This window comes from Desulfovibrio sp. SGI.102, from assembly GCF_050314315.1.
Taxonomy (GTDB): Bacteria; Desulfobacterota; Desulfovibrionia; order Desulfovibrionales; family Desulfovibrionaceae; genus Desulfovibrio.
The window spans coordinates 37,367-50,883 of record NZ_JBNPNC010000016.1 but is presented as its reverse complement, the minus strand read 5'-3'; the positions used below and the strand labels follow the sequence as shown (position 1 = coordinate 50,883).

Below are 13,517 nucleotides of genomic sequence, written 5' to 3'. Positions count from 1 at the left end.
ATCAAGGGTGACGGGATGCAATGACAGGGGAAGGGTTCCGGCCGAGGGCAGGGTCCCTTCCCCTTTTGCTTGCGGCAGGGCATTTTTGCCGTGCCGGGCAGTCCCGCCATCTTGACCGGCGTCCGGGCGGGCTTATCTCTGAATAAAGCATCCTGACGGCTGACTGACGCCTGTGCTGTTAGGCCAGAGGGGTGCGGCGACTGATGCGCCGGTGCTGCCGGTGTGGAAAGGTTGTCCGGGATATGTTTCCGTTTTGTGGAAATATGTCCTGTCATACGAAAAATGAAATTTTCAATCCTGCGAGGATGACATGAAACTGACGGACATGCATGTGTTTGACAAGGCCCGTGTGGTGGCCAAGACCTTGGGCATCCAGGTATGCCTTTTTGTGGGCCTGCTGGTGCTGGTCTGGGGCAGCCAGGCCTTCTACGGCGTCATCGATACCAAAAAATTCCCCCAGGCCTACAGTGTGGGCGAGACGGCGAACCTGAGCGAGAACGACAAGGGCAAGCTGCTGGTGGATTCCGTCACCAATCAGCTGCGTCGCGAGATGGGCTCCACCTTCGGCTGGACCATGAACGACATCGTGTTCAACCGCTTCGTGCTGGATAATCGCGCCTATCGCCAGTACGGGGTCTACCACGCCACGCGCGTGCTCATGGACCTGTACTCCACCCAGATCGCCAAGCTGGGCTCCAATGACCGCGAAAGCGAGTTCCTGTACCAGGCCCGGCTCAACGGCTTTGCCGTGGACCCGCGCAGCTTCATGTTCCCCTCGGCGGAAGGCTCTTACAAAAAGGCCCTGAAGCAGGTGGAGGAATACAAGAAGTCCCTGGATACCGGCAAGGGCACCTACAATTGCCGTACTGACGACCTGTACGCGGCCCTGAACACGGTGGTGGGCGAGAACATGCTGGGCTATGCCCTGGGCCTGCTGGCCGATGCCCAGGACATCCCCTTCTATACCCTGGACAACCGCATCTACGAAGTGCAGGGCATGGTGCTGGTCATCCGTGACTTCGTGAAGGCCCTGTACGACCTGTATCCCGAGATCGCCCAGAAGAACAATGCCGAGAACATGGCCGCCGCCATGCAGTTCATGAACGACATCTGCACCTATGATCCCATGTACATCACCTCGTCGTTCAACTCCGGTGAGCTCATCATCTCCTACCTGATGTTCACCAAGAACCGTCTGGAAGACATCCGCGACAGCCTGCGCATCTAGCAGGACGTCCTTTCACATGCATCGGCAAGGCCGGAGCCCCAAAGGCTCCGGCCTTTTCGTGTTTATGGGCAGGGCTGCGGAGGGGAGGGGGACGGTGGTCATGCGGCCGTTCGTGCGTTTCCGGCCTGCGGCAGGTAGGGAGGGGATTTCGTTCCTTTCCCCGTGATCCTCTTTATGGTCCGGAGCCTCGTCCGTTCGCTTGGCCGGGCTCTTGGCGCCTGCGTATCTGTGCACGGACTGGCAGCCGGAGACGGTCGTCATGGTCGATCGGGGCGGGCTCCGGGCGATCGGGAACAGGATCCCGGAAGGGGAGGTTGCCGCTTGGGATACGGACAGAGGACACTGCAAAAAATAATGGTGCAACGATGGGCAGGGAAGCAGTGATGATTGTACTTGTTTTCACAATTAAAGGCAGCAAGGCGCACTTTTATCACCGGAAAAGCTCAAAGCGTGACATTCCCCCGGAAATCATTGGAAAAGCGTGCATCATTCGCTGACGCATCAAGCCATCTTATTTTATGAGGTTTTTCTTTGCACTTTTTATGAAAACTTGCTATTTCTTTTCCGTATCTCACAGTTTGTTCAGGAGAGACAATGAAAGCTGCTGCCATGAAAACCATTCACGTCAAGGACGCTGTCGGCAGCGTGCTCTGTCACGATATCACCCGCATCGTGCCCGGAGGGGACAAAGGGCCCGTTTTCCGCAAGGGGCATATCGTGAGGGAGGAAGACATCCAAACCCTTCTGGAGGTGGGCAAGGAACATCTGTATGTGTACGAGCCGCAGGAGGGCGTGCTGCATGAGAATGAAGCCGCCCGGCGCATCGCGGCCGCTACGGCCGGGGCCAACATCACGCTGAGTGAGCCCAAGGAAGGGCGCATCAACTACTCGGCGTCCTGTATGGGCCTCTTGCGGGTGGATGTCCCCACGCTGACCCGCATCAATTTGTTGGGAGAGATCACCCTGGCCACGCTGCACAGCATGCAGCAGGTCAGGCCGGGACAGAACCTGGCGGGCACCCGCGTGGTGCCCCTGCTCATCGAGGAAAGCAAGATCGTCGCTCTCGAGCAGCTGGTTTCCCGTCCCGTGGTCGAGGTCCTGCCCCTGCAAAAGTTCAAGGTAGGCATTGTCACTACCGGCAGCGAAGTCTACACGGGCCGCATCAAGGATGCCTTCGGCCCTGTGCTTCGAGACAAGTTCGCCCGCCTTGAATGCACCGTCATGGATCAGGTCTTCACCAGCGACGAAGTGGAGATGACCTCGTCAGCCATCAGCGGCTTCATCCGACAGGGAGCCGACATGGTGGTGGTGACGGGCGGCATGTCCGTGGATCCCGACGACAAGACCCCCGCTTCCATCCGTGCCGCTGGCGCGCAGGTGGTGAGCTATGGCGCACCGGTCTATCCCGGGGCCATGTTCCTGCTGGGCTATGTGCCCACGGAACGCGGCCGCGTCCCCGTACTGGGGCTGCCCGGCTGTGTCATGTATTACAAGGCCAGCATCTTCGAACTCGTAGTCCCGCGCCTTCTGGCCGGACTGGAGGTGACAGCCGAGGATATCGCCGGCATGGGTCACGGGGGCTTCTGCTCCGGCTGTGGCGAATGCCGTTATCCCATCTGTCCGTTTGGAAAATAGACGGCGCGACAGCGACCGTCTCAACTTGCAAGCCGTTTCTAGGAGTCGCATATGGAAACGAAAACGCTTGTGGTCAATGGTATTCCCCGTCAGGTCCTGGTGGATTCCGACACTCTTCTCGTTGACGTGCTGCGCAACCAGCTGCAGATCACCAGCGTCAAGGTCGGTTGCGGTCAGGGCCAGTGTGGTGCCTGTTCCGTGATCCTCGACGGCAAGGTCACCCGCGCCTGCATCGTCAAGATGCGTCGCGTGCCCGATCAGGCCCAGATCACCACCCTCGAAGGCGTGGGCACCCCCGCCAAACTGCATCCCCTTCAGGAATCCTGGATGTTCCACGGTGCGGCCCAGTGCGGTTTCTGCACGCCCGGCTTCATCGTGTCCGCCAAGGCCCTGCTGGACTCCAATCCCGCCCCCAGCCGTGAAGAAGTGCGCGACTGGTTCCAGAAACATCACAATATTTGCCGCTGCACCGGTTACAAGCCCCTGGTGGACGCCGTCATGGACGCCGCCGCCGTCATGCGCGGTGACAAGGACATCGAAGAGCTGCGCTACAAGCTGCCCGCCGACGGTCGCGCCTTCGGTTCGCGTCTGCCCCGTCCCAGCGCCCTGGTCAAGGTGACCGGTCTGGCCGAATACGGCGCCGACGCCGCCGTGCACATGCCGCCCGACACCCTGCACCTGGCCCTGGCCCAGGCCAAGGTCTCCCATGCCATCATCAAGGGCATCGACACCTCCGAAGCCGAAAAGATGCCCGGCGTGGTCCGCGTGCTGACCCACAAGGACGTCAAGGGCAAGAACCGCATCACCGGCCTCATCACCTTTGCCGACAACAAGGGCGACGGCTGGGATCGTCCCATCCTCAACGATACCAAGGTGTTCCAGTACGGTGACGCCCTGGCCATCGTCTGCGCCGACAGCGAGGCCCACGCCCGCGCCGCTGCCGACAAGGTCAAGTTCGACCTGGAACTGCTGCCCGAATACATGAGCGCGCCCGAAGCCATGGCTCCCGACGCCATCGAGATCCATCCCGGCACGCCCAACATCTACTATGAGCCCCACATCGAAAAGGGCGAGGACACCAAGCCCTTCTTCGACGATCCCGAAAACGTGGTGGTGGAAGACAGCTTCTACACCCAGCGTCAGCCGCACCTGAACATCGAGCCTGACGTGGGTTACGGCTACCTGAACGAGCAGGGACAGCTGGTGATCCACTCCAAGTCCATCGGCCTGCACCTGCATGCCCTGATGATCGCCCCCGGTCTGGGCGTGAAATTCCCCGAAGAGCTGGTCATGGTGCAGAACACCACCGGCGGCACCTTCGGCTACAAGTTCAGCCCCACCATGGAAGCCCTCATCGGCGTGGCCGTGCTGGCCACCGGCCGTCCCTGCCACCTGCGCTACAACTACCAGCAGCAACAGCAGTACACCGGCAAGCGTTCGCCCTTCTGGACCAAGGTGCGCATGGCCGCCAACAAGAAGACCGGTAAGATCGTGGCCATGGAGACCGACTGGACCTGCGACCACGGCCCGTACTCCGAATTCGGCGACCTGCTGACCCTGCGCGGCGCCCAGTTCATCGGCGCCGGTTACGGCATCCCCAACATCCGTGGTGACGGCCGCACCGTGGCCACCAACCACGCCTGGGGCGCCGCTTTCCGCGGTTACGGCGGTCCCGAATCGGAATTCCCCTCCGAAGTGCTGATGGACGAACTGGCCGAAAAGCTGGGCATGGATCCCTTCGATCTGCGCGAGCTCAACTGCTACAAGGAAGGCGACACCACGCCTACCGGCCAGAAGCCCGAGGTCATGAACCTGCCCACCATGTTCAAGGCCCTGCGTCCCAAGTATGAGGCCGCCAAAGCCAAGGCCAAGGCGGAATCCACCGATGCCGTCAAGCGCGGCGTGGGCCTGGCCCTTGCCGTGTACGGTGCCGGTCTGGACGGCCCCGACTCCTCCGAAGCCTGGGCCGAACTGAACCCCGACGGCTCCGTGACCATCGGCAGCTCCTGGGAAGATCACGGCCAGGGCGCCGACTCCGGCGCGCAGTGCACCGCCCATGAGGCCCTGCGTCCCATCGGCCTGCCTGTGGAAAAGATCCGCCTGGTCATGAACGACACCAGCAAGACCCCCAACTCCGGTCCTGCCGGCGGTTCCCGCTCCCAGGTGATGACCGGCAACGCCATCCGCGTGGCCTGCGAACAGCTGGTGGAAGCCATGCGCAAGCCTGACGGCGGCTTCTACACCTATGATGAAATGAAGGCCGAAGGCCGCGCCGTGCATCAGGACGGCAAGTGGACCGCTCCGGCCCGCGACTGCGGCAAGAATTGCCAGGGCGAACCCTTCTGCTGCTACATGTACGGCCTGTTCATGGCCGAAGTGGCCGTGGAAGTGGCCACCGGCAAGACCAAGGTGGAAAAGATGACCATGGTGGCCGACATCGGCAAGGTGGTCAACCGCCTGCTCACCGACGGCCAGCTCTACGGCGGTATCGCCCAGGGCATCGGTCTGGCCCTCACCGAAGACTACGAGGACATCAAGAAGCACAGCACCATGGCCGGCGCCGGTATCCCCACCATCAAGGATATCCCGGACGACCTCGAGCTTATCTACGTGGAGACCCCGCGTCCTGACGGCCCCTTCGGCGCCTCCGGCACGGGCGAGATCCCGCTGTGCGGCCCGCATCCGGCCATCATCAACGCCATCTACAACGCCTGCGGCGCTCGCGTGACCCATCTGCCCGCGTACCCCGAAAAGGTGTTGGCGGTCATGCCCAAGAAGTAAATGGAACAATGACTGTCCGGGGGGCCGGTTCGCCGGTCCCCCGTCAGATGCAGACAAGGCTGACGGCATCCTGCTGGAGGGATGCCGTCTTGCCCTGCACCGTTTTTTCTTCCCTGCCCGCCGCAGGCGTGCCGTGTGCCGTATCCGTTGCCTGCCTCCTCATGGGGCATGACGATGCGGGGCCCCTGCCCGCTGGCATCCCGAGGTCCCCATGAGCATTTCCATGAACAGCCAGAGCGCGCTGCATGAAGTGGAGTCCCGCTGCACGCAGGAGCGCCCGCCCCGCTGCCAGTCCCTGTGTCCGCTGGGTCTGGACGCGCGCGCCTTCCTCGGCCATGCCGCCGAAGGCCGCTGGAGCGACGCCCGCAAACAGCTGGAACGTTATCTGCCCCTGCCGGGCCTGCTGGCCCGCGTCTGCGACCATCCCTGCGAACAGGGCTGCCTGCGCGGCGATCTGGGGGGCGCCGTCAACCTGCACGGGCTGGAGATCTTCTGCACGGAGCATCTGGGCGTGCAGACCCGTTCCCTGCCCATGCCGCGCAAACAAAAGCGCATCGCCGTCATCGGTGCCGGCCTGGCCGGTCTGGTCTGTGCCTGGGATCTGGCCGGCAAGGGCTATCCCGTGACTGTCTTCCATGAAGGCGATCCCAAAGCACAATTGCTGTCCTGCTGGCCCGTGCTGGCCGGGGCGGGGGCCGCGGCCCTGGATGCCGAATGGGAGGCCCTGGGCCGCCGGGGCGTGCGCTTTGAGCAAGCCTCCACGGATGCGGCCTGCCTGCAACAGGCTGCCGGGGAGTACGAGGGCGTCCTGCTGGATGCCGGGGCCCTGCCGGAGCTGGCGCCCGCCGAAGACGGCGTGGACGCGCAGATCCTGCACTGGCGGGACAACATCTGCTGCGCGGGCTGGGCCAGCGTCACGCCCACGGGCCACCGTTTCGCGTCCGCGTCGCGGCAGGCCGGGCAGGGCAGGAGTGCGGCCCGGACCCTGGAACGCCTGGTGGCCGGCGTGTCCCTGACCGCGGCCCGCGATACGGACGAGCGCAGCCTGTACACCGAGCTGGACGGCATCGCACCGGTGGAGCGGGTCCTGCCCGTCGCGGAAGTCTATTCCGAGGCGGAGGCCCGGCAGGAGGCCGGACGCTGCCTGCAATGCCAGTGTCTTGTCTGCGTCAAGGCCTGCGTTTATCTGCAAAAATACAAGGGCTATCCTCGCGTCTATGCCCGCCAGATGTACAACAATGCGGCCATCGTCAAAGGCCTGCATCTGGCCAACAACCTCATCAACGGTTGCGCCTTGTGCGGGCAGTGCGAGGAACTGTGCCCCGAAAATTTCTCCATGGCCGAGCTTTGCCTGAGCGCGCGGCAGGACATGGTGGAGCGCGGCGTCATGCCGCCTTCGGCCCATGAATTCGCGCTGGAGGACATGGAAGCCGCCAGCGGCCCGGAATGCGCCCTGAGCATCAGGGGAGGGGAGGGCGGCTGGCTGTTCTTCCCCGGCTGCCAGCTGGCGGCCTCGCGCGGGGAGCAGGTGGAAGCCCTCTATGCCTGGCTGCGTGACGCGCTGGCCGGGCAGGGCGAGTTCGCTCCCGGTCTGGAACGCGGGCCCGTGAGCCTGCTGCTGCGCTGTTGCGGCATCCCGGCACGCTGGGGCGGCCGCGAAGAACTTTTTTCCCGACAGGCGCAGGAGTTGCGGCAGCAATGGGAAGGACTGGGCAGGCCGCGGATCATGGCCGCCTGTTCGTCCTGCCTCTCCGTCCTGCGCGAGGTCCTGCCCGAGGCGCGGGCCCTTTCCCTCTGGGAGGTACTGGATGCCCTGCCGTGGCCCGAAGGCACTTCCGGCGGTGCGGACAGGGGCACCCTGCTGACCATGCAGGACCCCTGCACGGCCCGGCACGATACGGCATGGCAGGACGCCGTGCGTTCGCTGGCGCGCAAGGCCGGCATGATCCCGGAAGAGCCGCCGCAGGGACACGACAGGACGGCCTGCTGCGGGTACGGCGGTCTGGTCTGGTGTGCCCAGCCGGAACTGGCCGATGCCATGGCCGGTCACCGGGCCGGAGGATTGCCGCATGCGGCCCTCAGTTCCTGCATCATGTGCCGTGACCGTCTGGCGGGCAGCGGCAAGCCCGGTCTGCATCTGCTGGACCTGCTGCCGCAGCTGGCTCCGCTGGCCCACGGTCTGGAGCCGGAAAAGGGCCCCGGCCTTTCGGAACGGCGCGCCCGTCGTGCGGCCTTGCGCCGTCGTCTGGCCCGTATCTGGCTGGGGCAGGAGCTGGCCGAACCGGCCGCCGGGCGGCTGGATCTTGTCCCCGGCCTGCTGGAAGAGCTTGAGCGTCGCCATATCCTGCTGGAGGACGTGGACGGAGCCGTGGCGGCCGTGGAAGCGGAAAAGGCTTATTTCGTGGATGCGGAGAGCGGCCATCGTCTGGGCGCGTGGCGGCCGCGCAACGTGACCTTCTGGGTGGAATACACGGAAGAAGACGGGCGCTGGCTGCTGCATGATGCCTGGTGCCACCGGATGCGCGTGCCGGGCAGCGGCGGCGTGCAGGAAAACGGCTGCTGCGGGGAGGCGTAAGATGAGTATCGGTCCCAATTATGAACCGGATGGCGGCAGCTGGACGTGCGGCCGCTGTGGCTGCCCGCTGGAACAGGGCAAGGTGCAGGTCTTTTACCTCAACAGCGCTTTTGACGTCATGCTGCCGCGCTGTCCGCAATGCGGGCTGACCATGGTGCCCAAGTCACTGGCCGAGGGCAAGATGCTGGAAGTGGAAGCCCTGCTGGAAGACAAGTGAGCCAGCTCTACACCCGGCCGGAATTCAGGCGCATCGCGGGCGAACACTGGCGGCCCGGCGGGACGGAGATCACGGACAGGCTGCTGGCCCTGGGGCGGCGCTGGCATGATGCCGGGGCGGAAGGCCGTATCCTGGACGTGGGCTGCGGGCCCGGCGGCAGTGTGCGCCATCTGCGGCAGCAGGGGCGGCAGGTCTGGGGCCTGGATACCGTGCTGCGTCCCCAGTGGCGGACGGAAGCTCCGCCTGTGACCGGGGAACGGCCGTATCTGGTGGCCGATGCCTGCGCTGGCCTGCCCCTGCGGGACGGTGTGCTGGATATGATATTGTGTGAATGCGTGCTGTCCGTATTGCCGGACCCCGCCGCCTTTCTGCAGGAGGCCCGGCGCGTCTTGCGGCCGGGCGGTCTGCTGGCGTGCAGTGATCTGTACCGGCGTGGAGAAGAGAGCGTCCTTGCGCCGCAGCCCGCCGGCTGTGCGTCCGGGGCCCGTTCCCGTGCGGGCTGGACGGCGCTGTGCGAAGGGGCGGGTTTCACCGTCCGGCATTTCGAGGATGCCAGCCCGGCTCTGGCCCGTCTGGCCGCGGCGCTGGTCTGGTATGGCGACAAGCGGAGCCTGCGGGAATGGGGCCTGTGCGGGCCCGGTCGCGGCGGAGCGGCATCCCGGCCCGGTTATGCGCTCTGGATCGCGCAAAAGGAGGAATGATGCATCCCCTGATGATGGATCTTTTGCCGCTGGTGCGGCAGGGCTATTGTTGCAGCCAGCTGCTGGTGCAGCTTCTGGTGCAGGCCCAGGGCAGGGAAGTTCCGGATCTGGTGCGGGCCCTGCACGGTCTTTGTCACGGCATCGGCCAGTCCGGCGGGCCCTGCGGCCTGCTCACGGGCGGTGCCTGTGTGCTGGCCCTGCTGGCGGGCAAAGGCGCGGAAGGCGAGGAGCCCCATCCCATGCTGGCCCCCCTGCTCAATGATTACGCCAGCTGGTTTTACGAGCGCACGGCGGCCTACGGCGGCCACTCCTGCGAACAGGTGGCGCTGGGGCTGGGAGCGCGTACGGCGGCGGGCGCGGAGCCCGATCCCGTGGCCTGTGGCGACCTGCTGGCCGAATGCTGGGAAAAGATTTTGGAGCTGATCCAGAACTACGATCTGGATTTCATGGCCCATGCCTGAGGTGGACGTGGAGATATTGCACGAGACCCAGAGCCTGTGCCCTGTCTGCCTGCGACGGCTGGATGCCCGGTATGTGCGGCGGGGGCAGAGCATCCTGCTGGAGCGTACCTGCCCGGAACACGGCACCTTTGCCGTGGACATCTGGCACGAACGGACGGAAGAGGACGTCACGCCGCCGCGTTTCGACGGCTGGTCACGGCCCAAAACGCCGTCGTACCCGCGTGAACCGCGCACAGCTGTCCGGCACGGCTGCCCCTATGATTGCGGTCTGTGTCCGGCCCATGCCCAGCATACCTGCACGGGCCTGGTGGAAGTGACCCTGCGCTGCAACATGGCCTGTCCCATCTGCTATGCGGCGGCCGGCGGGGCCGTGCCCGACGATCCTTCGCCGGAGACCGTGGCCTTCCAGCTGGACAGCCTGCGCCGGGCCTCGCCGGGCTGCAATGTCCAGCTTTCCGGCGGCGAGCCCACAGTGCGCGACGATCTGCCCGCCATCATCCGCATGGCGCGGGAACGGGGCTTCGGCCTGTTGCAGGTCAACAGCAACGGTCTGCGTCTGGGGCTGGAAGCGGGCTATGCCCGAAAGCTGCGCGAGGCCGGGCTGGATTCCGTCTACCTGCAATGGGACAGTCCCGATCTGGAGGGCTGTCTGCCTTTGCGGGGGACCGTGGCCCTGCCCGATGGGCTGGATCTGCTGGCGGTCAAGCGCCGGGCCGTGGAGCAGTGCACGGCCGCCGGTCTGGGCGTGGTGCTGGTGGCCACCGTGGCCCGGGGCGTCAATGATGACCGTCTGGGGGCCCTGCTGCGTCTGGCGCTGAAGCTGGGCCCCGGCGTGCGCGGCCTGCATATCCAGCCCGTGGCCCGTTTCGGCCGCTATCCCGGACGGCTGGAGGACGGCCTCCGCTTCACCCTCAGCGATGTGATGGCCGCCCTGTGCCGTCAGGTCCCGCAGTGGCTGCGCATGGAGCATTTCCACCCGCCGGGCTGCGAGCATTCCCTTTGCTCCTTCAGTTCGCTCTACGCGCGGGAAAAGGCGGCGGACGGCAGCCCATCCCTGCGCTGGCTGCCTGATGCGGCCCGCTCCTGCTGCGGTCCTGCCGTGGACAAGGTGCCGGTCCCGGCGGCCGAAGGGGCGCGCAAGTCCCGGCAGTTCGTGGCCAGTCACTGGCGCGGTGACGACAGTCCCCGGGACGGGGGCAAGGCGGCGCTGGCCGATGACTTCGGCCGCTTTCTGGCCCGTGCCGGGGCCGAACAGCGCTTCACCCTTTCCTGCATGGCTTTTCAGGATGCGCTCTCTCTGGACGTGGAGCGGGTGCGCGGCTGCTGCATCCATGTGGTGCGCCCCGATGGCCGCATGATCCCCTTCTGCCTCCACAACCTTACGTCCACGGAAGGCCGGATGCTCTATCCGCAGCGTCTGGCTTGCGGGGAGGAAGGCCATGACGGCATCTGATCCGCGTTCTCCGGCAAAGGCACGGAGTACGGGGCAAGCGCCGTCGCTCCTGCCCCCGGCCGTCCGGCAGGCCCTGGAACATCCTGGGCCTTTCGCGCTGGGGCTGGATGCCTGGCTGGCGGCGGAGTGCGGTGCGACGCACCCCCAAGGACTGGCCGCCGCCGTGCGGGCACGCCAGCTGGAGCTGCTCAATGCCGATCTTTGCCATATGGCGCTGCACAGTCCTTTGTACCGGCAACGTCTGGCCGGGGTCGGGCGCTGGTCCGCGGCAGGTCTTCGTCCTTTGCATGATCTTTCCGAACTGGCGGAACTGCCGTTCACCACGGCCGACGATCTGCGCCCCGGCGAGGCGCTGCTTTGTGTCTCGCGTGACGAGGTGGCGCGCATGGTCACGGTGAGCACCTCCGGCAGTACGGGCGTGCCCAAACGGCTGGCCTTCAGCGATGCCGAGCTGGCGCGCACACGGGACTTCTTTGCCGTGGGCATGGCCCAGATGGTCACGGCAGGGCAGCACGTGGCCGTGCTGTTGCCGGGCGCCCACCGCCCGCGGGGCATCACGGATCTGCTGGCCGGGAGCCTGGCGTCGCAGGGCGTGAGCGTGACGGCCTGCATGGACCTGGCCGACCTGCTGCTGTGCGTGCCGGAGCAGGCCCCGGAAGGGGCGGCGGCCCGTCTGGCGGCTGTCCGTGCCGCCTGGCAGGCACTTGCGGCCACCGCTCCCGCCGGTCTGGGGCTCGTGCTGCTGCCCCGCCAGATGGCGTGCCTGTGGCGGGCCTTTCCCCAGACGCCGCCGGGCCTGTGCGCCGCCCTGTGCGCTGCCGACTGGCTGGATCCCGGTCTGCGCCGTCAGGTGGAGCAGGGCTGGGATTGCCTTGTGCTGGATCATTACGGCTCCACGGAGAGCGCCTTTGCCGGGGCCGTGCAGTGCCGCTGCCGTGAAGGGCGGCATGTGCGGGCCCTGGACCTGCTGCTGGAGATAGTCCATCCTGTGACGGGCAAGGTCCTGCCGGCGGGCGAGACCGGGGAGCTGGTCATCACCACCTTGCAGCGGCGGGCCATGCCCTTGTTGCGTTACCGTACGGGCGACATGGCCAGCCTGCTGGACGGGCCCTGTGCCTGCGGCAGTCCGTTGCCGCGTCTGGGGCCGGTGCTGGGGCGCATCGAGTATGCCGGACAGGGATTTCGAGTGACGCATCCCCGCAAAGGGGGGAGCGAGGAGAGGAGGTCATGCACCATTACGCTTTGATACTGGCTGCCGGTGCGGCGTCCCGCATGGGGCGGTGCAAGGCCCTGCTGCCGCTGCCCTTCCCGGACGGGGACTGCTGCGCTCTGGAGCGTCTGGCCCGGATGTACGCTTTTTGCGGGCAGCGCTTCGTGGTCACCGGACATCATGCGGGGCTGCTGGAGCCGGTGGCACCCGGCTGGGGCCTGCGCGCTGTCCGTAATCCCCGCCCGGAAGACGGCATGTTCTCTTCCATCTGTGCGGGGCTCCAGGCCGTTCTGGAACAGGCCCGGGCGGATGGCGTGGAGCCGGAGCAGGGCGGCGTGTTCGTCCATCCTGTGGACGTGCCCCTGACCCGGCGCCTGACCCTGCTGGCCCTGCTGCGGACTGCGGACGCCGTGCCGGGGACAGCCCTGCAGGCGGCGTTCTGTGGCGAGCCGGGGCATCCCGTCTATCTGCCCCTTTCCCTCGTGCCCGCCATCCTTGCCCATGACGGACGTGAAGGCCTGCGCGGTGCGCTGGCGTCTGTCCCCTGCCGTCAGGTGCCGGTGGCCGATGCCGCCATGCTGCTGGATATGGATACTCCCGAGCAGTACGCGGATCTGCAGGACAGGGCCGCCTGCCACGATGCCCTGACGCGGGACGAGGCCGAAGGCCTGCTGCTCCAGGCCGGTGTGCCGGAGCGGGGGCTGCGCCATGCGCTGGCCGTGGGCCGGGTGGCGGAAGCCCTGTGCGCGGCCCTGGCGGAGGCCCGGGGCGAGAAGGCTCCCGTGGAGACGGCTTTGGCGCTGGCCTCCGGGCTGACGCACGATATCTGCAAGGGCGTGCATGGCCATGAGGCCGCCGGAGGGCGGCTGCTGGCTCGTCTGGGGCTGGCCCGCATGGCTGCCATCGTGGCGGCCCACAGGGATCAGAGCGTCCCGGCGGAAAAAAAACTGGGTGCGCACGAGCTGGTCTATCTGGCGGACAAATACTGCCGGGGCGGGATCTGGGTGCCGGTGGCGCAGCGTTTTGCCCAGAAACTGGAAGAATTCGGCGCTGATCCGGGCGCCCGGGCCGGTATCGAAGGGCGGCGCGACCGGGCACTGGCTCTGGAACGGCGGCTGGCCGTGGAGCTGGGCCGTGACCCCGCCCAGCTGGCACGGGAAGTGCTGGATACGGCGGACATCGGTACGCGCGCGCAGATGCTGGATGCCCGGCGCGCTCTCTGGACGCCGCTGTGCCCGCTGGGAGAGGATGCCTGA

Annotated in this window: 10 protein-coding genes; all 10 read left to right on the top strand. The window is 66.1% G+C overall.

What is annotated here, in order from left to right; genetic code table 11:
* Positions 1-310: 310 nt before the first annotated feature.
* The 10 genes from ACQRCJ_RS05460 to ACQRCJ_RS05415 all read left to right on the top strand — a co-directional run bounded on the left by ACQRCJ_RS05460 (position 311) and on the right by ACQRCJ_RS05415 (position 13,517).
* A complete protein-coding gene (locus ACQRCJ_RS05460; protein ID WP_168934855.1) occupies positions 311-1,228 on the top strand; it encodes a DUF2333 family protein in 918 nt (305 codons plus the stop codon).
* 609 nt (positions 1,229-1,837) lie between these two features.
* Positions 1,838-2,863: a molybdopterin-binding protein gene (locus tag ACQRCJ_RS05455; RefSeq protein ID WP_304014712.1), complete on the top strand. Its 1,026-nt coding sequence runs from the start codon at positions 1,838-1,840 to the stop codon at positions 2,861-2,863.
* A gap of 51 nt (positions 2,864-2,914) precedes the next feature.
* On the top strand, positions 2,915-5,644 hold the full coding sequence (locus tag ACQRCJ_RS05450) for a molybdopterin-dependent aldehyde oxidoreductase (RefSeq protein WP_303955836.1): 2,730 nt from the start codon (positions 2,915-2,917) through the stop codon (positions 5,642-5,644).
* A 211-nt stretch (positions 5,645-5,855) separates the two neighbouring features.
* Positions 5,856-8,219, top strand: coding sequence for a pyridine nucleotide-disulfide oxidoreductase/dicluster-binding protein (locus ACQRCJ_RS05445; protein ID WP_427799454.1), 2,364 nt, complete (start codon positions 5,856-5,858; stop codon positions 8,217-8,219).
* Position 8,220: 1 nt separating this feature from the next.
* Positions 8,221-8,436, top strand: coding sequence for a DVU_1557 family redox protein (locus tag ACQRCJ_RS05440; protein WP_040369047.1), 216 nt, complete (start codon positions 8,221-8,223; stop codon positions 8,434-8,436).
* The gene (trsM, locus tag ACQRCJ_RS05435) at positions 8,433-9,137 is read left to right on the top strand and encodes a DVU_1556 family methyltransferase (protein ID WP_168934858.1); all 705 of its coding nucleotides are present in this window, start codon (positions 8,433-8,435) and stop codon (positions 9,135-9,137) included. Before ACQRCJ_RS05440 ends, trsM begins: the two co-directional genes overlap by 4 nt.
* Positions 9,137-9,598, top strand: a complete 462-nt coding sequence (locus ACQRCJ_RS05430; protein ID WP_168934893.1) for a DVU_1555 family C-GCAxxG-C-C protein — start codon at positions 9,137-9,139, stop codon at positions 9,596-9,598. Before trsM ends, ACQRCJ_RS05430 begins: the two co-directional genes overlap by 1 nt.
* On the top strand, positions 9,591-11,051 hold the full coding sequence (gene trsS, locus ACQRCJ_RS05425) for a radical SAM (seleno)protein TrsS (protein ID WP_204625307.1): 1,461 nt from the start codon (positions 9,591-9,593) through the stop codon (positions 11,049-11,051). Before ACQRCJ_RS05430 ends, trsS begins: the two co-directional genes overlap by 8 nt.
* Positions 11,038-12,297, top strand: coding sequence for a DVU_1553 family AMP-dependent CoA ligase (locus ACQRCJ_RS05420; protein ID WP_427799453.1), 1,260 nt, complete (start codon positions 11,038-11,040; stop codon positions 12,295-12,297). Before trsS ends, ACQRCJ_RS05420 begins: the two co-directional genes overlap by 14 nt.
* Positions 12,279-13,517, top strand: coding sequence for a DVU_1551 family NTP transferase (locus ACQRCJ_RS05415; protein WP_168934861.1), 1,239 nt, complete (start codon positions 12,279-12,281; stop codon positions 13,515-13,517). The genes ACQRCJ_RS05420 and ACQRCJ_RS05415 overlap by 19 nt, the downstream gene beginning before the upstream one ends.